This is a genomic window from Winogradskyella pelagia (assembly GCF_017581965.1).
GTDB lineage: Bacteria > Bacteroidota > Bacteroidia > Flavobacteriales > Flavobacteriaceae > Winogradskyella > Winogradskyella pelagia.
In genome coordinates this window covers 154,303-175,496 of record NZ_JAGEVF010000002.1, presented here as the reverse complement: position 1 = coordinate 175,496, position 21,194 = coordinate 154,303, and the positions used below count along the sequence as shown (strand labels likewise).

16 protein-coding genes, 1 tRNA gene and 1 riboswitch are annotated in these 21,194 nt (G+C 35.6%); of the genes, 8 read left to right on the top strand and 9 right to left on the bottom strand.

What is annotated here, in order from left to right; all coding sequences use genetic code 11:
• On the bottom strand, nucleotides 1-2,232 hold the full coding sequence (locus tag J4050_RS03175; RefSeq protein ID WP_208152506.1) for a S9 family peptidase: 2,232 nt from the start codon (nucleotides 2,230-2,232) through the stop codon (nucleotides 1-3).
• Between the two features lie 150 nt (nucleotides 2,233-2,382).
• Between J4050_RS03175 and J4050_RS03170 the strand changes: the two genes are divergently transcribed.
• Complete coding sequence (locus J4050_RS03170) at nucleotides 2,383-3,699, top strand: hydroxymethylglutaryl-CoA reductase, degradative (protein ID WP_208152505.1); 1,317 nt, start codon at nucleotides 2,383-2,385, stop codon at nucleotides 3,697-3,699.
• Between the two features lie 4 nt (nucleotides 3,700-3,703).
• The gene (locus J4050_RS03165) at nucleotides 3,704-4,621 is read left to right on the top strand and encodes a GYDIA family GHMP kinase (RefSeq protein WP_208152504.1); all 918 of its coding nucleotides are present in this window, start codon (nucleotides 3,704-3,706) and stop codon (nucleotides 4,619-4,621) included.
• A 69-nt stretch (nucleotides 4,622-4,690) separates the two neighbouring features.
• On the opposite strand, the gene J4050_RS03160 is transcribed toward J4050_RS03165, so the two are convergent.
• The 7 genes from J4050_RS03160 to J4050_RS03130 form a co-directional block, all read right to left on the bottom strand.
• Nucleotides 4,691-6,841, bottom strand: a complete 2,151-nt coding sequence (locus tag J4050_RS03160; protein ID WP_208152503.1) for a SurA N-terminal domain-containing protein — start codon at nucleotides 6,839-6,841, stop codon at nucleotides 4,691-4,693.
• A gap of 97 nt (nucleotides 6,842-6,938) precedes the next feature.
• The gene (locus J4050_RS03155; RefSeq protein WP_208152502.1) at nucleotides 6,939-8,228 is read right to left on the bottom strand and encodes a hemolysin family protein; all 1,290 of its coding nucleotides are present in this window, start codon (nucleotides 8,226-8,228) and stop codon (nucleotides 6,939-6,941) included.
• Between the two features lie 3 nt (nucleotides 8,229-8,231).
• Nucleotides 8,232-8,423: a hypothetical protein gene (locus J4050_RS03150; protein ID WP_208152501.1), complete on the bottom strand. Its 192-nt coding sequence runs from the start codon at nucleotides 8,421-8,423 to the stop codon at nucleotides 8,232-8,234.
• Nucleotides 8,424-8,455: 32 nt separating this feature from the next.
• The gene (gene lptC, locus J4050_RS03145) at nucleotides 8,456-9,043 is read right to left on the bottom strand and encodes an LPS export ABC transporter periplasmic protein LptC (RefSeq protein WP_208152500.1); all 588 of its coding nucleotides are present in this window, start codon (nucleotides 9,041-9,043) and stop codon (nucleotides 8,456-8,458) included.
• On the bottom strand, nucleotides 9,043-10,407 hold the full coding sequence (locus J4050_RS03140) for a tetratricopeptide repeat protein (RefSeq protein WP_208152499.1): 1,365 nt from the start codon (nucleotides 10,405-10,407) through the stop codon (nucleotides 9,043-9,045). Before J4050_RS03140 ends, lptC begins: the two co-directional genes overlap by 1 nt.
• 16 nt (nucleotides 10,408-10,423) lie before the next feature.
• A complete protein-coding gene (bamG, locus tag J4050_RS03135; protein ID WP_208152498.1) occupies nucleotides 10,424-11,743 on the bottom strand; it encodes a BamG family beta-barrel-assembly machinery protein in 1,320 nt (439 codons plus the stop codon).
• A 2-nt stretch (nucleotides 11,744-11,745) separates the two neighbouring features.
• Nucleotides 11,746-12,471 (bottom strand): type III pantothenate kinase, encoded by a 726-nt coding sequence (locus J4050_RS03130; RefSeq protein WP_208152497.1) that lies wholly within the window; start codon nucleotides 12,469-12,471, stop codon nucleotides 11,746-11,748.
• 106 nt (nucleotides 12,472-12,577) lie between these two features.
• On the opposite strand from J4050_RS03130, the gene J4050_RS03125 reads away from it, so the two are divergent.
• From J4050_RS03125 to J4050_RS03115, 3 genes are all read left to right on the top strand, one after another.
• Nucleotides 12,578-12,653: transfer RNA gene (locus J4050_RS03125), tRNA-Phe, on the top strand.
• Nucleotides 12,654-12,903: 250 nt separating this feature from the next.
• A complete protein-coding gene (locus tag J4050_RS03120; protein WP_208152496.1) occupies nucleotides 12,904-13,242 on the top strand; it encodes a P-II family nitrogen regulator in 339 nt (112 codons plus the stop codon).
• Nucleotides 13,243-13,247: 5 nt separating this feature from the next.
• A complete protein-coding gene (locus J4050_RS03115; RefSeq protein WP_208152495.1) occupies nucleotides 13,248-14,543 on the top strand; it encodes an ammonium transporter in 1,296 nt (431 codons plus the stop codon).
• A gap of 63 nt (nucleotides 14,544-14,606) precedes the next feature.
• On the opposite strand, the gene J4050_RS03110 is transcribed toward J4050_RS03115, so the two are convergent.
• Nucleotides 14,607-17,186: a phosphoenolpyruvate carboxylase gene (locus tag J4050_RS03110; RefSeq protein WP_208152494.1), complete on the bottom strand. Its 2,580-nt coding sequence runs from the start codon at nucleotides 17,184-17,186 to the stop codon at nucleotides 14,607-14,609.
• 142 nt (nucleotides 17,187-17,328) lie between these two features.
• Nucleotides 17,329-17,450: riboswitch (SAM riboswitch) on the top strand.
• A 122-nt stretch (nucleotides 17,451-17,572) separates the two neighbouring features.
• On the opposite strand from J4050_RS03110, the gene J4050_RS03105 reads away from it, so the two are divergent.
• The 3 genes from J4050_RS03105 (at nucleotide 17,573) to J4050_RS03095 (ending at nucleotide 21,190) form a co-directional block, all read left to right on the top strand.
• Nucleotides 17,573-18,871, top strand: a complete 1,299-nt coding sequence (locus tag J4050_RS03105) for an O-acetylhomoserine aminocarboxypropyltransferase/cysteine synthase family protein (protein ID WP_208152493.1) — start codon at nucleotides 17,573-17,575, stop codon at nucleotides 18,869-18,871.
• Between the two features lie 79 nt (nucleotides 18,872-18,950).
• Nucleotides 18,951-19,970 (top strand): alpha/beta fold hydrolase, encoded by a 1,020-nt coding sequence (locus J4050_RS03100; protein WP_208152492.1) that lies wholly within the window; start codon nucleotides 18,951-18,953, stop codon nucleotides 19,968-19,970.
• Between the two features lie 350 nt (nucleotides 19,971-20,320).
• Nucleotides 20,321-21,190: a helix-turn-helix domain-containing protein gene (locus J4050_RS03095; protein ID WP_208152491.1), complete on the top strand. Its 870-nt coding sequence runs from the start codon at nucleotides 20,321-20,323 to the stop codon at nucleotides 21,188-21,190.
• Nucleotides 21,191-21,194 lie beyond the last annotated feature (4 nt).

Sequence of the window (21,194 nt, the reverse complement as noted above, 5' to 3'; positions counted from 1 at the left end):
TTAGCCTTTTATTTTGGACTCATTGACTTCTTTTGCAGTATCCAATTCTCTTTTATCACCGAGCGTCTTATGAATAAAATTAGTCATTTTTTTATAGAGGTGAAGTCTTGTGTTGCCACCATAGATACCATGGTTCTTATCTGGATATATCATCCATTCAAACTGCTTGTCAGCTTGGATCAAAGCCTCAACCATTCGCATTGTATTTTGCACATGTACATTATCATCTCCTGTGCCGTGAATTAGTAAAAAATCCCCTTTCAATTTATCTACATGGTTTATTGGCGAATTATCATCATAGCCGCTAGGATTTTCTTGTGGTGTGGTCATGTAACGTTCAGTGTAAATGGTGTCATAAAAGCGCCAGCTTGTTACAGGAGCCACAGCAATAGCCATTTTAAAGACCTCACTACCTTTAAACAAGGCGTTACTACTCATAAAACCACCATAACTCCAACCCCAAATGCCAATGCGTTCTGCATCAACATAAGGCAGTTGACCTAATTTTTTGGCTGCTGCAATTTGATCTTCAAGTTCATATTTCCCTAATTCTTTTTGGGTCACTTTTTTGAATTCAGCACCTTTATATCCCGTACCCCTTCCATCTACACAAACCACGATATAACCTTCTTGAGCTAGCATTTGATACCAGTAATCATTTGCACTATTCCAACGATTAGCTACGGACTGTGACCCAGGACCTGAGTATTGATACATAAATAAAGGATAGGTCTTGGAAGCGTCAAAATCAGCCGGTTTAATCATCCACATATTGAGATCATTACCATTGACATCTATAGTACTAAATTCTTTTTTAGAAGTAACATAATTGCCAACTTTTTGGGCGAGAACATCGTTATCCTTAATACTTTTCACCAAGTTGCCCGATTCGGAATCATGCAATGTATACTCTTGAGGACTGGATGCACTTGAATGTGTATTGATAAAGTAGGTGAAATCTGCACTGAAAGAAGCACTATTAGTTCCTTCGGCTTTAGTCAGTCGTTTTTTGTTTTTTCCGTTCAACTTAATGGAATAGACATCTCTATTGATTGAACCATTCTCTGTGGACTGGTAATATATAGTTTTATCTTTTTCGTTAAATCCATAATAATTAGTAACCTCCCAATTACCTGAAGTCACTTGATTTACGAGATTACCGCTTTTGTCATAGTGGTAGATATGATTAAATCCATCTTTCTCGCTGGTCCAAATAAAACTATTGTCCTTTAAAAAAGTGAGGTTAAAAGTTACATCAATGTATGCTTTATCGGTTTCTGCGAGTACTAATTCAGAGGTGTCTTTTTCTGTATTGATGAACCATAAATCAAGTTCATTTTGATGCCGATTCATGTATTGGACACTGAGAATGTTAGATTTATTAGTCCATTTAAGTCTTGGAATATAAAAATCTTCATACGATTTGCCTACCTTAAGTTCGGTTAATGTATTGCTGCTTAAATCGAACAAATGTAGAGATACTTTAGAGTTACCCTCACCTGCTTTTGGATATTTAAAAACTTGTTGGTCTGGGTATAATGCCGAACCGTAGACATCCATGGAGAACTCCGGAACATTGGTTTCATCAAAACGAATAAATGCGATTTTATTACTGTCTTTACTCCAATCGAATGCTCTTACAAAACTAAATTCTTCTTCGTAAACCCAATCTGTAATACCATTAATGATTTCGTTCTTCTTGCCATCAGTAGTTATCTGGATTACCTCATTAGAATCTAAATCCTTAACATAAAGGTTATTTTCCAATCCATAGGCCACTTTGGTTCCGTCTGGTGATAGCGTAGGTTCTTGTATAAGCTGTTCCGAAATCTTGGTAATACTCCTATTAGTAATATCATAAACATAGTATTCCCCTAAACGTGATCGTCTATATATTGGACGCTCGTCTGTTGTGAGAATTACCTTAGATTCATCATCGCTAAAGGAATAATCAAAAAACCCTTTTAGCTCTGATATATCATCGGATGACACCAAGGTGTTGACTTTTTCTAAAGTTTCATAATCGTAAATATCAATTGAAGCTGTTCCGTTTTGTCTATTATAGTTCAATACAGAATACTCTTTGCCGTTGTTCATAGAATGCAAAGCCTGCATCCCTTGGGTTCTAAAGGCACCACCCCATATTTCGTCTAGGGAGATTTGCTTATTTTGACAAAAAATTAAAGAAGTAGTTAAAAAGCCGATTAGGGCTACAATAGGTCTCAATTTCATGAAAGTCAATTTTCGATATAGCAGTGCCAAGTTTACTAAAAATTATGCAAAAAAACCCTATTATTAACAGTAAATCGGCAATTAAAAACGCATATCAACTAAATTTTTAACAATCCTAAGTATCTTTGCACTCATAATTAATTGAACACTATGCCAGAGGCAATTTCAGGCTTTTCTAAACTCTCGAAATCTGAGAAAATAGAATGGCTATTAAACAACTATTTTTCGCAAAAGGAGACAGCCCGACAAATATTAACTCGGTACTGGAATTCTGACGAGATTCTTCAGAAACTTCATGACGAGTTTATTGAAAATACGATTACGAATTTCTACTTACCCTTTGGTGTAGCACCCAACTTTTTAATTAACAATCACCTGTATACCATACCAATGACTATTGAAGAAAGTTCTGTGGTAGCAGCTGCTAGTAAAGCTGCAAAATTCTGGTATGATAGAGGTGGGTTTAAGACTAAGGTCATTTCCACCGAGAAGATAGGACAAGTTCATTTTAATTTTAAAGGTAATTACCAAAAACTAGAATCTTTTTTTCGGGCAATTAAGCCAAAACTAATAAGCGATACGGCTGCTATTACCGAAAATATGGTGAAGCGTGGTGGCGGCATCAAAGACATTGTACTTAAAGACAAGACAAAGGAGCTAACAAACTATTATCAACTCCATGCCACGTTTGAAACGCTTGATGCTATGGGTGCAAATTTTATAAATTCTTGTTTAGAACAATTTGCTACTACATTAAAAAATGAGGCTGCTACGTATGCAAATTTTACTCAAGAGGAAGGCGATATAGAAATTATTATGAGCATTTTATCTAATTATGTTCCTAATTGTTTAGTGCGCGCCGAGGTATCTTGTCCCATTGACGATTTAAAAAGTAAAGATATCTCCAATCCAGAATTATTCGCTCAAAAATTTAAGCAAGCCATTACTATAGCAGAAATTGAGCCCTTTAGAGCAGTGACCCACAATAAAGGCATTATGAATGGTATAGACGCGGTAGTTTTAGCTACGGGAAATGATTTTAGAGCTGTTGAAGCAGGTGTTCATGCCTATGCGTCTAGAACAGGAAATTATCGTAGTTTAACCCATTGCACTGTAGATGATGGAATCTTTAAGTTTTGGATAGAAATTCCTCTAGCCCTTGGCACGGTTGGCGGATTAACCAGTCTACACCCTTTGGTAAAACTAGCTTTAGAATTATTAGAAAAGCCTACCGCAAAAGATTTAATGCAAATTGTTGCTGTTGCAGGTCTGGCTCAAAATTTTGCTGCTGTTAAATCATTAACAACCACCGGAATTCAGCAAGGTCATATGAAAATGCACTTAATGAATATTTTAAATCAATTTGAAGCTACCGAAAAGGAAAAAGCGCAACTTGTGGAGCACTTTAAAACCAATGTAGTTACTCATAGTGCTGTTGTTGCTGCCATAAAGAGTCTAAGACAATAATATAGTGGAAACCTATAGAAGTAACGGGAAATTATTACTCACAGGAGAATATACGGTACTAGATGGCGCCTTGTCTTTAGCACTACCAACAAAGCTTGGTCAAACTCTAGTTGTTGAAAAGAATAATTCGTCACAGCTAACTTGGAAGAGTATTGATGAGAAAGGCAATATTTGGTTTGAAGACTGTTTTAATATCGATGCTATTTTATCCAAAAAAGATATTCCTTTATCAAATAATATCTCTAAGCGCCTTTTAGAAATCTTAAGAGCCGTTAATTCCCTAAAGCCAGGTTTTTTTAACCCTAAAGAAGGGCTATCAATTACAACTACGCTTGAATTCAACAGGCATTGGGGCCTGGGTACATCTTCAACTTTAATCAATAATATGTCCAGCTGGGCTAAAATTGACGCTTACCAATTATTAAAGGCTACTTTTGGTGGTAGTGGTTATGATATTGCATGTGCACAGTACAATGGTTCAGTATTATATCAAATTCAGAAAAATAACAATCCTTTAGTTAGAGCAATACCCTTCAATCCGCCTTTTAGTCATTATCTATATTTTGTCTATCTCAATCTAAAACAGAACAGTAGAGAAGGCATTTCTAGCTACAGAAACCTTAATAAAGTAAATTCAACCGTTATTGACCGTGTAAGTGCTATCACCACTGATATTACTAAATGTAAGTCCTTAGACCAATTCAATAGATTAATCATCGAACACGAAACCATTATTTCAGAATTGATACAACAAGAACCTATTAAACAACGATTATTTAACGATTTTGATGGCGAGGTAAAAAGTTTAGGGGCCTGGGGCGGAGATTTTATTTTAGCAACTTCAAAAAACAATCCAAGCGATTATTTTAAATCTAAAGGGTTAGACATCGTTATTCCATTTTCTAAAATGGTTTTAGGTTGATTTAGTCCTTTTTTGAATAAAAAAAAGCCCTACCTGATGGTAGAGCCTTTTTCATTATTATAATTTTTTTTAATAAACCGTCTTCGCTCGATTATCTTCAATATCAGCAGCTTTCTCAAGTGCTTGGTATACTTTACCCTGTACTTGATTTCTTCGTTCAGAATTAAGTCTATTCATAATTGCGGTATAATTATCAAGCTCAGTTGCCTCATTAATTTTAGTGACCTCAATAACGTAAACCCCTTTTTCTCCATCAATTGGTTGAGATGTAGCTCCTTGACTTAAACCAAACGCGGCACCAACAACTTTTGGCTCAACCCCTGCGCCAGATAACGTTGTATTGTTCATAGTTATTGCGGCAGCTGTTCTAGAACTCTGCCCTTGATTCTTAGCAATTTCGTCTACGCTTGTAGCTGTAATTTTCTCTCGAATCATTTTGGCTTTCTTTTCTTTTCTAATCTCTGGAAGAGCGGTAATTGAAGCATCTTCAACACTCATTAAGCCTTCTTCATTTTTCTCAACGACTTTAACAACTATAAAACCGAAATTAGCAATTGGGAAGTTTTTATAATCTCCTATTTCCGTGTCCCCTTCAAATGTCCATCTTACAACTTGTCTTTGACTTCCTAAACCTGGAATATTTTCATCTAATTCTTTAAATGTAATAGGCTTTACAGGTAACTCACGTTCTTCCGCTAAAGTGTTAAAATCACCATCCTTAGCAGCAATTTCAAACTTAGACATTTGATTGAATACGTCTTGCAAGGTTTGCTCAGAAGGTTCAATTTTGTCTGCTAAGGTTGCAATTTTCAATGTTCTATTAAAGCTTTTTTGCTCTAAGATTTCAATAACATGATAACCAAAAGATGTACCTACCACATCGATATCTCCTTCTTCATTTTCAAACGAAAAAGCCTTAAATTCTGGAGCCATACCAGCATTGTAAGCAAATTCTAATTCTCCGTCTTGTTCATTACTTACCTTATCTGATGATAAATCTAGTAAATCCAAGAACTTGGACCGCCCACTTTTTATCTCAGTAAGTATACTGTCCGCCATCTGAGCAGCTTCGTCTGCAGTTCTGGTAATAGTAGCATCTGCTCTACTTGCACCAGCAAATGGCACTAAGATATGTCTTACTTTTACCGAATCTGCCAATTCTTTAGTATCAATTACCTTAGACAGCTTAAAATAACCTGCATCCTCATAAGGCCCATAATATTCACCTACTTCAAGATTCAATAAACTATCCTTTGCCGTTGCTGGTAATTCAACTGCCCTTAAGAAGGAATCATTGAATTTGATATCAGAATTATAATTGATAAAATCTTCTAAATCCTCGGCATTATCAAATCCCTGTATAGTGTCTGTATTCTTGCTACTCTCGTTATACTCTGTTCGATCCGCTTTAAGTGCTAACAATCCAGCTTTTATAGCTTCCTTATCGGCTTTTGAAGCCTCTTCCTTAAACTCAACATATACAACCTCTCTGGTAGCATCAGTTTTGTACTTCTCCTCGTGGTCAGTGATATAAGTCTTTATATCGGACTTTGTTACTTTTACTAAGCTATCTGCAATTGAAGTATAAGGTACTTGCACATATTTAATATCAACGGTCTTGGCATCTCCTAGATACTCATCCTTAGCTTCGGCTATGGTAGCTGCTACCCCTGCCTTAATTAAATTGTAGTAGGATTGCTGGATGGCATTGTTTGCTATATTTTGTTCGTTGGTGGTCCAACTATCATAATTAACAACAAAACCTCCAAGAGGTGCAGTCTCACCTCCAAGATCCTTAAGATTGGCAATAAACGCGTTTAAGCGATTGACATCAAAATTTCCGTTTTCGTCTTGAAACTCCGGATAAGAAGAAAAACTATTCTTCAATAAGTCCCTCATTTCGTCCTTCTCCACTACCAATCCTAACTCTTCATACTCGGATTCTAGTACTATTCTACGCAATTCTTGGTTATAGATAGCATTCATAGCTTGAGTAGATGTTTGTCTCCCTCCCGCTCTATCTTGATAGTTTTTTACTTTTTGCTGGAATTCAGTTCTATTGATATCCTTACCGTTTATGGTTGCTACAACATCCTGAGGTGCTCCTGTAAAAGCATCAGAATTTTTAAACAAGTCTCCAATTACGAAAGAAAACAAGGCCAATGCAATGACCAAAATCAAAATTAATGAGCGCTGTCTAATTTTATTTAAAACTGCCATAGTTATCTGTTGTTTCGTTTAAATAAGTTTGCGAAAATAGTACTTTCTAGCTAATAATAAAAGGAGAATACCCGATTTTACACTATTGAAAATCTGTTTAATCCTCTTCGGAAATTTGCAAGAGGATAACATCTATTTTTGTTGAAGATGCTTCAAGGATTTTAAACTTGAAATTTTCAATTTTAATCTCGTCATTTTCTTTAGGGATTTCTTGAGTTTCGTTGACGATAAGTCCTCCCAAGGTTTCGTAATTCTCACTTTCTGGAAGATTCAATTTATAGGTTTCATTGATGTAATCTACCTCTAAGCGCGCTGAAAATTTAAATGATGTTTCGTCTACCCTTTTTTCAATTAACTCAACGGTATCGTGCTCATCTTCAATTTCACCAAAAAGTTCTTCAATAATGTCTTCTACGGTCATTATTCCCGATGTGCCTCCGTATTCATCGATTACAACAGCCATACTTCGTCTCTTTTTTGTGAGAATATTTAGTACATCTTTTATCAATATTGTTTCTGGCACAAATCCTACAGGAATAATAACAGACTTAATAGATTTAGGCTTTTTAAACAGCTCAAAGGCATGTACATAACCTAAGATATCATCAATGGAATTTTTATAAACAATAATCTTGGTTCGTCCCGTATCTATAAAGAGCTGTCTTAAATCTTCAATGGAATCTGAAATATCAACAGCTGTAATTTCAGTTCTTGGTACCATAACCTCACGAGCTTTTACCTCAGAGAACTCTAGTGCATTTTGAAAAATCTGAATTTCACTATCCACATCCTCATGATCTTCAAAGGACTCCATTTGTTCGCTTATGTAATTACCAAGTTCAACTTTAGTCATTGCCAAAACCGCATCTTCTCCTTGTGCCTTAAAGAGATATTTTAAAATGGCATCTGAAATCCAAATCACAAAATCTGATACCCAAGAAAAAATCAAATAAAACAAATAGGTAGGTAAAGCCAGCACTTTAATTAGTGTATTGGCATATATTTGAAAGAATACTTTTGGCAAAAATTCAGCAGTTATAAGTATAACCAAAGTGGAGATAATAGTCTGTGACAATAATTGTAAATCTACTAACATATAGTTCGCAAAATTACTTTGAGCAGGGAGCATGGATTGAAACCAATCTACCAAAACATCACCCATCTTAAATCCATATATAACCAAAGCTATATTATTACCAATAAGCATTGTGGCAATATATTTTGAGGGCTTAGCTGTTAGGTTAGATAATATTTTACCAAGAAAATCATCTTGTTTTTTCTCTAACTCAATATGGATTTTGTTGGAAGAAACGTATGCTATCTCCATCCCTGAAAAGAACGCAGAAAGCAATAACATAAGTAGTATTATAACTATATCAACAGCCATAACCTACTTTTTATCTCGCTCTTGAAACTTTTTTGAAAAGCGCCTTCTAAAAAAGAACATAAAAACCCCAAGTGCAGCAAAGAACAAAGACATATAAGCCCTATTTCTATCTACTGACCAATTTGAAATAGCGTCCCAAAGAAATAGAACGGCAAAAATGATATAAGCGTACTGAAATATTTGTAAAAGTTTCATTGAGATATAATAAGTTAACCTCACAAAGGTAATTAATTCTTAACAGGACTACCTCCATTAACAGGGACACTTCCCTGCATCTCTAATATCTCATATTTTTCTAGACTCCTGTCGGCATCAATTCCATTGCCATAAATGGGTCCTGTAGTACGCTTAAAGGTAAAGGGTTCATTGGTAAACACCCATTCTAGTTTTTCATTGTAAAACATCTGTTCCGTAAATAGGGTATCTTTTTCGTGCGTAGCAATAATTACATTACCTCTTAGGTCAATGAGGTCGGTATCTGTATAGTAAATGGCATAATTAGCTGTTATAACCGTTTGGTTATTATTCTCGTCATAAATTTTGAGCTCTACACCATCAGGAAATTCAGAAAATCCAAAATTCCTATTTGAGTAATCAAACATTTTTGGACTTATCAAATTGGCCAATAGCCGCACGGTATCCTCCGCAAATTCAGTATACTTTAGGTTTATGTCTTCTGCTTCACCAATTGGTTGATTTTGAAGGACACCTACCTTTTGCACATCTGAGAAATCATTTTGGCACGAAAACAACATAGTCACAGCTAAAACTGTGACTATGCATAATATTTGGTATGACCTAAATTTAAATCGCATTAAATTTTTGGCACTGTAATGGTAATATTAATCCAACATCCTACATTTAATGGCTGGCCAGCATTTCCTTTTTGGAATATTTCTGCTTTTGTTGGTGCACTCGCTCTGTAGCTAGCCGCATTTTGAGCAGCCGTTTTTTTCAGTCTTCCATCTACTCTACCGGCTCTTTCTGCTGTACTTGCAGCTAACCAGAATACAGCACGCTTGCTAAAATTATCACTTCCACAGCTATTAGCACTTTTAGCATACATTGCAGCAATGCTTAAATAAGGTGACCCATCTGATGGATTAAGCTTTAGTGCCTCATTATAATATCTTCTTGCACTGCCATATCTACCTTTAGCTTTCTGGTCGTCAGCAAGTTTTTTGAAAAGCTTGGCTTTTCTTATTGGATCAGTTTCTAATTCAATAGTCTGATCAAAATACTTCTGCTCATCAGTCAACAAATACAAATAAAATGCCGTGTCTGCTGTTGGCTTGATACTGTTCTTTTGCTCAACGAGTTTTAAGAATAAAGGATCTTCCTTACAGCCCTTTGCATACATTCTATTCATGGCTCGTTGTAACCAAACTGTATTTTCTTTATTCTCCTCAAAATCTTTTTCATAAAGTGGCACTAAAACCTCACAGTTTGCTCTATCTCCAAGTTTTTTATCCATACTTGGGATAATTTGATTTTCAAAAGCATTAATTGTAGAGGTATTTCGCCTTTTAATTTGTTTGTCTCTCTTAGATAATGGCTGTCCTGCTTCCTCTTTTTCAACCAGCTTATTAAGCTCTACAGTATACTTATTAGTTATATCTTCTATGATTTCTGTTACATCATCATACTTATCGAACATCTGCTGGGCAGTCTTCTTACCTTCGTCATAAAGATCAACCATTAAAGAAAAGTAAGTGTATAAACCCTTTGGGCTTGTAAAATTAGCTTTATCTTTTGTGTATGCCTCATCGAACATGTTGTAAATCTGTTCCTTAGACATATTAAGCTCCTTTTGGTATTTGTATGCTAATTCAGCTTTGTCATTCAAAACTTCGCCTAACGGATATTTTGACGGAAAATGTTCACGAGCTTGATCGTATAACAACATCAAATCTTTTATAAATGCAAGCTGATCCGCACCAGTAGAATTTTCAATTTTATGCTCTAAAATGTCGTCACCATAGGCATATATTGCGCGATTAAACTTTGGACACTTATTTCTCACGAGCGTCCATGGCTCATAGGCATCATCGTATTTCTTACTCTTCACATAGCTATTGAAGATAGAAAGATTATTCATGCATTCTTCATCTTGCTGTGCGAAACCAAAATTAAAACCTACTAATAAGGCTATTAACATTATTGTTATTCTCGCTTTCATTTTGTAGTCATATTTGTTAGTTATACTTTCTCTGCTTAAACCATCTTGAATTCAAAGATAAGCTTAGATTCAAAGTGAAAAAATTCTCTTGTATTAAATTTTGATTGGTAGTTCCGCGTTGTCCATATTCGAACCCTATATTAGCGTTAGAGAACAATTCGCGAGCACCAAGTGGTAATCCTAGACCAAAAGATATGCCAAACTCATTAATTGATTCGTCTTTAATTACTATACCAGTATTAGAAAAGTTAAATCCAGCCCTGTAAACGACACGTTTATAGTAACCTGAAAATGCATTATACTTTGGAATTATAAAACCTCCAACTGAGAATTGGGAAGCATTTTCAAAGGCTGTAGCTTGATTTCCATAAAATGGATTAGAGAACTCACTTGTATTTTGAAAAGTATACTCGGCACCAACGAACCAATGCTGTGGCCTACCTATGCCAGCCCCTAGGGATATTCTAGATGGTATTTTTAAATCAGTGCTCTGAAGACCTTCACTCTCTAAATCAACATCAATTGAATTTATGACGGTTAATACATCTAAGTCTCTATTATATAAGACACTCGCTAAAGTTCTCTCATTATCTGATGACAAATCACTAATCGGAGAATATGTAGCCGTTGCAGAAAGCTCTAACCTTTCCGAAATCATAGTTTTATAGGCCAAGCCAAAATTTAATTTTAGACCTCTCAATTCTGATCGACTGTCTTCATAGGTTTGAAACTGGGCTAAATCTCCATCAGCTGAGTATGCAAAGGCAACCGCATTGTTTTCAATATTCCCCCAGTTATAGGTGACATCTACACCAGCACTTAAGCCTTTGGTAATTTGATAACCCATGCCCAAGAATATACGATTTAGACCGCCCTCACCGCTGTATCTATTAATTAAATCACCGTTATCATCGACATCATCGAGTTTGTAACCAACTGTTGTTAAAGGTAATAACCCCATTCCAAAACCAAATCGACCAACAGGGATTGACATTGCTATATAATCAAAAATTGCTGTTCCTGTTTGAGCCTCGCCAGAATTACTCTTTAAATTTGTATTGCTAAAAGTCCCTGCAACCGTAAATTTTACAGGCCTACTTTCATTATCAAAAGGGAATCCTTCAACGTTTTTACCAACATAAGATGCAGGATTACGCAGATTCATGTGTATACTATCCAGATATACACTTATGCCTCCCATACTACGATTTTCTACTGTTCCTTTAAGATTTAGGGTTCCTAAACCATAAAATGAATAAGGTGTTGCCGTACCACGTTGCGCAACAGCACCTAAACTCAAAAGACATATACAAACTACTAGGAGCTGTTTTATCATTATTATGTATTATAATCAAGAATAAAATTCAAACCTTCCAAGAGAAAATTTGAATGCGCAAATATGCTATTTTTTAATTGGTTTGACAAAAAATCGGCATCCCCTCCTGTTAAAATAACTGTTAAATCTTGATATACAGCACGATATTCATCAATAACACCATCTATCTCTTTTAGGGCACCAAAAACAACACCAGAGTGAATCGAAGACTCCGTTGTTTTACCAATAAAACTTGTAGGTTGGTTTTTTTCTAATAACGGTAAATTTGCCGTTAAATTATTAAGAGCTGTGTAACGCAATCTTAATCCCGGAGAAATAGAACCCCCCAAATACGCTTTTTTATCATTAATAAAATCGTAAGTTATACAGGTGCCTGCATCAATAATTAATATGCTTTTATAAGGATAATGATATGTAGCAGCAGATACTAAAGCCATACGATCTGCACCTAGGGTATGCGGTGTTTCGTATAAGTTTTTAAACGGAAGCTTTGATTTATATGATAATTGATGCAATTCTAAATCTTCACCAATTTTAGATAAAGTTGATTTTGGTAATCGACCCACGGAAGACACAATAACTGATTCTAATTTGGGATACGCCCTTTTAATGATGTTATACTCATCGAGCAAATCATTAATTGGAAAATCCGTTTTAAAGATTAATTTTCTTTTCTTAAAAACTGCGAGCTTAACGAGGGTATTACCAACATCTATAATAAGATTCATAATAAAGAAGTTGTTGGCTAATTTATAAAATCAATTTTTAGGAATTAAGTTTTGCCAAAACTAAAAATGAATATATATTTGCAACCGCTAAATAGTTAAAGCAAATGGTGCCTTAGCTCAGTTGGTAGAGCAAAGGACTGAAAATCCTTGTGTCCCTGGTTCGATTCCTGGAGGCACCACCATTAAAAACCCGATTCGGCTGAATCGGGTTTTTTGGTTTCATAACTCAATGCTATTCTGAAATAAAACTAAGACTCTTCTAAGTTAAATAATTTAGGGGTAAGTTTATAATAAATGTGCTTTTTTATCATTCATACCCTAAAAAATTTAGGGTTATAATGTCTTTTATCTAATTATCTTGCTTTATACCCTCAAAAAAATATATTTTTGGTTCAGATTATCAATTTTTGAATTTTAAACCTCAAAATTATTATGAAAAAAATCGAAGCCATTATCAGAAAATCAAAATTTACTGATGTCAAGGAGGCCTTGCATAATGTAGGGGTTAACTTCTTTTCTTACTGGGATGTTACTGGTTTAGGAAATGAAAAAGAGGGCCATGTCTATCGAGGCGTTACGTACAGTACAAGCGATATTCAGCGTCGCTATCTCTCAATAGTGGTAAATGATGATTTTGAAGAATTAACTATTAAGGCCATTTTAGATTCTGCCTCAACTGGTGATGTTGGCGATGGAAAAATTTTCGTTTCTGACATTCAAGAATGCTACCGTATTAGAACAGGAGAAAAAGGAGGTCAAACACTTAACTAGATTATATGGAAGTTCTTACTACAAATAATGTTTGGATGATGATCTGTACAGGCCTAGTGTTTTTTATGCACTTAGGTTTTGGCTTATTAGAAATAGGATTGACAAGACAAAAGAATACCTTAAATATTCTTTTTAAGAATATGTTTATTATCACCGTTGGACTTTTACTGTATGCCCTTATTGGCTTTAACTTAATGTATCCAGGAGATTTTAACGGTATTCTTGGTTTTGCTGGGTTTGGTTTAGACTCACCTCTTACGACAAGCGGAAATTTAGATTTGGCATACAATACTGGCTATACCTATTGGACAGATTTCCTCTTCCAGGGTATGTTTGCCGCTACCGCAGCAACCATAGTTTCTGGAGCAGTTGCTGAGCGTATAAAAATTGGTCCTTTCATGGTGTTTACTGTACTTTATGTAGGCCTTGTATATCCAATTGCAGGATCTTGGAAATGGGGAGGTGGATTTTTGGATGAAATAGGGTTCTACGATTTTGCGGGCTCTACTCTTGTGCATTCTGTTGGAGGTTGGGCAGCATTAGTCGCTGTGGTACTACTTGGTGCACGTATTGGAAAATTTAAAAATGGAGTTTCAAAAGCCATTCCAGGTCATAATATTCCTTTAGCAACTGCAGGAGTCCTAATCTTATGGCTAGGATGGTTTGGTTTTAATGGCGGATCGGTATTATCCGCAGATCCCGAAGCAACGTCCCTTACATTAGTTACCACCTGTTTAGCTGCTGCAGCTGGTGGTGTATCCTCTGCAATGGTGTCAACTTTATTATATAAAAATTTGGATTTGACCATGTTTCTTAATGGAATCTTAGGAGGTTTAGTTGGTATTACTGCTGGAGCAGATGTTATGTCTCCCACAGACGCCATTATTATTGGAGTGGTTTCGGGAGGCTTAATTGTATTTGCTGTAAGCCTAATCGACAAATTAAAATTAGATGATCCCGTTGGTGCTATTGCTGTACATTTGGTCTGTGGTATTTGGGGTACTTTGGCGGTTGGAATTTTTGGTTTTAAAGCTGCCACCAATGACGATGGAGAATTATTAAATGACAGTGGGCAGATTGTCAGCACACTATCTGAGGCCGCAAATGAGATTGCCTTTTTACCTCAGCTTTATGGCGTACTTGCCTATGCAGGGTTTTGTATAATTTCATCATTTCTCATCATATTCAGTTTAAAAATGACTGTGGGCATAAGAGTATCTGCACGGGAGGAGCTAGAAGGTCTTGATGCACACGAGCACGGCATGGATGCATACCCAGATTTCCGACTTAATGAGCATTAATTAGATAATGATAGACTAAGAAACCTTGAAGTATGGCTTTGAGGTTTTTTTAGATTAAATTACTTAAGCTGAGTTTCGACTTGCATTGATATTTCCGAATAAGGAACGCATTACCATTTTCTCAAATACCGCGATTTTTTCCTCATCCTTCACTTCTGCTTTCTTTAATTCTTGCATTTTTTTCAAAGCATATTGCTGTATGGTAAGCAGCGGTAGCACAATAGATTCCCTAACTGCTATAGAAGCTTTAGCCACCGGTTCATTTTCCATCAACGCTTTAAAGCCTGTGAGTTTCAATATAAGCCGTCTTGTTATTTCATACTCTTTATATATTAGCTTCCAAAAATCACCATATTCTGGGTCTTCTGCCATATACCTTGTTAAATCAAAAAATGATTTTGATAAGGACATCATGCTATTAGCAATCAAGGTTCTAAAAAACCTAGAGTTTTGAAATAAATGTTGAACTTTTTCAAATTCACCCTTCTCTTCATAATATTGCAAAGCAGTACCAACGCCAAAAAACCCAGGTACGTTCTGTTTCAATTGACTCCACGACCCAACAAAAGGAATGGCTCGCAAATCCTTAAAATCTAAACCTTCGGCCTTTCCTCGTTTAGAGGGTCGACTTCCTATATTCGTTTTAGCATAATATTTCAACGTACTCATATGCTCTAAATAAGATAAGAACTTAGGGTGTGCTTTAAAATCTACGTAAGCTTGATAACTAAGGTCAGCCAAATTATCCATTACGGCTTTGTCGTCAGGTTCCATCTCATGATTTTTATCATTTAGACGATTCATTATTCCAGAACTAATCAGTTGCTCCATATTGTATTGGGAGGATTCGAGTGTACCAAAGTTAGAACTAATGGTTTGGCCCTGGATGGTCAATTGAATCTCTTTATCTTCAATAGTTGGCCCTAATGATGCATAAAATTGATGTGTTTTACCACCTCCTCTAGCTGGCGGCCCTCCTCTACCATCGAAGAAAATAACATCAATATTATATTTTCTTGATAAAGCCGTGAGTGCCTCCTTTGCCTTAAAGATTCCCCAATTTGCCATAAGATATCCACCATCTTTAGTACCGTCACTAAATCCTAACATAATAGTTTGCTTATTGCTTCTGCCTTCTAGGTGCTTTCTGTAATGCGAATTGGTATACAACTCCTCCATTACGGCAGGTGCCGCTTGCAAATCGGTTACGGTTTCAAATAATGGTACGATATCTGCCGTAAGGGTCTCATGGAAGGCCACAATTTTCAACATTGCAAATAACTGCAATACATTTAAAGTCGTTTGGTTATTACTAATGATGTAACGGTTGCATGCTATTTCGCCATTAGTCTCTTGAATAGACTTCATGGCTTTTATGGTTTCGGCTATATTAATCGCTTGTTCGTCTTTAAAAACTATCTCACCTATCTCACCTGAAATCGAGGCTAAATGTAATTTCTGATCATTTTCAGAAAGCTCGAAGAAGTTGGACGGGAACAGATCACTTCCATTCTCAATGAGTTCACCTACCAATGCTCTAAACATACTATCGTGTACACGACTGTCTTGTCTTATGTCTAAACTTCCAAAATGATAACCAAATAAGGTTGTTTTATTAATCAAAGAAGTCACCTTATCCACAAATAACGATTGATGTTCCTTCACCAAGATCTCTCGTATCTCAATAAGTTCATTTCTAAATTCCTGTAATGCGATTTGATTATCTTTATAAAGTAAGGTATTGTGCAAACGATGATTCAAGTTAATTACACGATCTCTAATGCCTTTGAAGGTAAGCCTTCTCCTTAAGTACTTAATATCTTTTATGTAATTCTTTAGAATTGATTCTTTGAGCTTTTTCGCGACATTAAGTGTAATTTCTGGCGTCACAAACGGATTGCCATCTCTGTCACCACCTGGCCAAAAGCCTATGTTCACTATAGAGTTGTCAATTTCTCGATAATCGAAAATATTTTGTTGTACATAATCATATATACTGCCAAAGGAATGATAAAATACATTCTTAAGGTACCAGATAAGATTAACCGCTTCGTCGTAAGGCGTAGGCTTTTTATCCTTAAAGAAGGGCGTTTTACCAAGCTGCCCAAGGAGACTTCGAATCTCTGGTAAATTATCAACTTTAATAGCCTCGGCCAAATCGGTTATAATGCCCAAAACAGTCCCTGGATAAAATTGCGTAGGATGAGCAGTAAGTACTATTCTAACATTAAATGACTCAAGATAATCTTGGAGTAGTTGGGTTTTGTTTTCTGCTGCTGCATTTTCTTTTAAACTCCGCAATGACCCTACACCTTCCATATTATTTACAACTGCAAAGGCCGCATCTTCAACCGCATCAAACAATACCACCTGACGCTCGATATATTGTATAAACCTAAAGAGTAAATTAATTTGGCTTTTTTCAGATCGTCTCGCTTGATATTTTTCAAAAAAAGTATTTACAATAGTGGTTGGATCGTCTTTATGCTCAAAGCCAAGTTTACAGGTTTCATGAAATAAGGGCAAAAGCGCGACCGTTTTAGAAATCGTATCAAAAGGCAGTGTCATAAAAATACTGTTATAGATTTGATACTTGGAAAGTACATTTTGATTAAAGCGAATAAGCTTTGGTTCTGTATGCATAAAATTGATTTCTTTTGATTCTAATTCTTTAGAAATCTAAAGATATCATATTTAGACTGAATCTTAAAAAGTTTAAAAATATTTGGATATTAAATTTTTGTTATGCAATATTTGTAAACACAAAGTTCAAAAACTTACTGAAATGTTATCAAGAAAGGTGGAGGGAATAGACCCTGTGAAGCCTTAGCAACCCTTAGTATTAAGAAGGTGCTAAATTCTACTCAATTTTTTAATTCATCTATTAAAAAATTAGATAGATAACCCAAACCCAATAGCTCATCTGCTGCGGGTAAATTTCTTTATAACATTTTTCTATTAAGTATGCTTCAATTAAGAGGCTTATTTGGCTTTTGGTTTAATTAATATTAACTCAAAAACTTAGAAAAATGAGTACACAAAATTTCGCAACCAAAGCGTTGCACGCAGGACACGATGTGTCTAAAAATGGAGGAACACGAGCCGTTCCTATTTATCAATCTACAGCCTACGTTTTTAAGGATTCGAATCACGCAGCCAATCTATTTTCATTAGCGGAATCGGGAAATATTTATTCTAGGATTAACAACCCTACGAATGATATTTTAGAACAAAGATTAGCTGCTTTGGAGGACGGTATCGCTGCGGTGGCAACGGCTTCAGGCACCTCAGCCATTGCTACGACCCTTCTTACATTACTTAGAACTGGCGACCATATTGTAGCTTCCAATAGTTTATATGGCGGTACTTACAACCTTTTAAATGTTACCCTTCCAAGACATGGCATTACCACAACCTTTGTTGACCCATCAATCCCTGGCAGCTTTGAAGCAGCCGCTAAAGAAAATACACGAGCATTTTTTATTGAATCTTTAGGGAACCCAAAACTCGATGTACTTGATGTTGAAGCTATTTCAAACCAAGCCAAAACCTATAAGGTGCCTTTAATTGTTGACAATACTGTAGCTACGCCTTACTTACTGAACCCAATTGAATATGGTGCCAACATTGTCATTCATTCCTTAACAAAATATATTAACGGTAACGGGACAACACTTGGAGGTATTATTATTGATGCTGGAACCTTTGATTGGGCAAATGGCAAATTCCCGGAATTTACGGAACCCTCACCTGGATATCACGGTTTAGTGTATTCTGAGGCCTTGGAAGCAGCCGCATTTATAGCTAAAGTTAGAATTGAAGGCTTACGGGATTACGGTGGTGCCTTAAGTCCTTTTAATGCATTTCAAATTATACAAGGTTTAGAAACTCTAGAGGTTAGAATAAAAAAACATAGTGAAAATGCCCTCGAATTAGCCAGGTGGCTACAAAAACAAGATGAGGTAACTTGGGTGAATTATCCCGGTCTAGACTCTAGTCCTTATAAAAATTTAGCAAATAAATACTTGCCAAAGGGTCAAAGTGGCATTGTAACCTTTGGTGCAAAAGGTGGCTATGAAGCTGCAAAGACAATTGCAGATAAAACTGAATTATTTTCGCTTCTAGCCAATATAGGAGACACCAAATCTTTGATTATTCATCCTGCCAGTACTACTCATCAGCAATTAAGTGATGAAGCACAAGAATTAACTGGTGTAACAAAAGATTTAATACGCCTCTCTGTTGGGCTAGAAAACATCGAAGATCTAAAGGCTGATTTAAAGAAAGTTTTTTCCGTTATAAAGCAAAAACATACGGTAAGTGTCTAATCTGCTTAGTGTTGTTAGTTAGAATCGGATGTCTTCTTTTTTAAGGAGGCATTCGAATACTATCTTAAATTTTTAAACCATGAAAAAAATTAAACAATTAAGTATCAATGGCTATAAAACCCTTTCTGGCCAAGATTATGATATTAAATTATCTTATGAAGTGTTTGGTAGACAATTAGTAGAAGCACCAATAATTTTGGTTAATCATGCACTAACGGGAAACTCAAACGTATGTGGACTGAATGGCTGGTGGAGCGACCTCATTGGGCCAAATAAATGCATAGACACAAACTATTATTGTGTTTTAGCTTTTAATGTGCCAGGAAATGGCTACGATAATTCCAATAACATCATTACTGAAAATTACAAAGGATTCGTCGCAAGAGATATTGCTAAACTCTTTTCAATAGGTTTGGACCTTTTAAATATTGACACCTTATTTGCTATAATCGGAGGCTCTGTTGGAGGAGGAATTGCATGGGAATTAGCAACACTAAGACCAAAACTGGCACAACATCTTATTCCAATTGCATCAGACTGGAAGTCCACGGATTGGCTTATTTCCAATTGTTATATCCAAGATTTAATTTTAAACCACTCAAACAATCCTATTGCCGATGCGAGAATACATGCCATGACATTATATAGAACTCCAGAGTCATTAGCTCACAAGTTTAATAGAAGTAAAAAAACAAGTGAGTCAGAAATTTTCAACGTAGAATCTTGGTTAAATCATCATGGCAATACATTAGAAAAACGATTTAACTTATCCGCCTACAAAATGATGAACCATATTCTCAAAACAATAGATATTACCCGAAATAGGATGTCTTTTTCAGACGTCGCATCAAAAATCAGGTCTAATATCCATATTATAACTATTAATTCTGACTTGTTTTTTAAGCCTGAAGAAAATTGGACAACCTATGTTGACTTAAAATCCAAAAAAGAAAATGTCTGGATCCATGAAATTAAATCCATTCATGGGCATGATGCCTTTCTCATCGAATTTGATCAGCTTCAACGCTTTCTAAACCCAATATTCTCTGAAATTAAAACTGTAAACGCGCCTTTATCCGAAGTCCACAAATGCGCTTAACAAATTTATGACTTAAGAAATCTTTGGGTTTTTTTGTTAAATACTATTAAAATTTACTACCTGACACAGCATGTCATACTCGTCTCATTATTAACTCCTTACATTTGTACTGTATAAGAAAGTAAGCCCTAACTACTTTAGTATACACTAAAGAGAGAAGCGGTTTTTTAGTATCCTGATGAGATGGTATATTAAGTTTAAGTTGGTTAATAGCGATTAAGCTTCTCTCTTTTAACCCTTAATTAGGAAGAGCGCCAAAAGGCGCTCTTTTTTTACCCCACAATAAGCGCTATCCCTTCTTCAGCTCACTTCAATTAGATTAAAACGTGTATTTTTAGAAAAAATTAATAGTGAGGAAATTTTTAACTTTAGGAGAACTTATAAAGGCTTATCGAGCACATCACGGAACCTCGCAATCTGACCTAGCCTCAAAATTAGATGTAGACATTCGTACTGTCATTAGATGGGAAAAAAATGAAACACTTTTAAATAATGAAAAGGAGGCTCAATTAGCCGAAGCTACTTTTATACCATATCAAGTGATAAGAAATTTGAATTCTGCTAATCAAATTCCTGTTTTTTATGATTTCGGTTTGCGAAAATATTCTTTGTCCTCATTATCTAACGAGCTACCAAACGCCAATTGGATCAAGTCTAAATTAGATGTCGGAACCGAGCGCCTAAAACCAATTTCCTCAGAAGAGGATATTACTCAAATCATTAGACATACAGAGCTCCAAAACAACCCATTGAAATCAACAAATAAGAATTTACTTTTGCAAGCAGCGAAGAATTTACCAGAATTAAACATGGTATTATTTGACCAATCTGGTTATTATTCTGGGCATTGTGTTTATTTTTCAATTAGTCTGGCAACTTACCAAAAAATTAGGTCTAAAGAAATGGAAGAAAATCAATTGACGGCGAATGACTTGGTAAACTATAAAACCCAAGACAACCCAATATTTTATTGCCATAGTATAACTGCAGATTGTAATGAGAACTTTTTTTACATCATAGGTGCTGTATTAAAGTTTTATAGAGATAAGCCATTGCATAATTATTTATATGCTTTATTAACGTCAAGGTACGATTCGCATAACATGAGCAATCAACTTGGTGTAAAAACAGTCTGGGAGGACCATGAAGTTAAAGAAAAGTATAACTTAATAGACGCTCCTCGTTTGGTTGAAGGGACCTTTGAATCATTTTTAAGGTAAACCT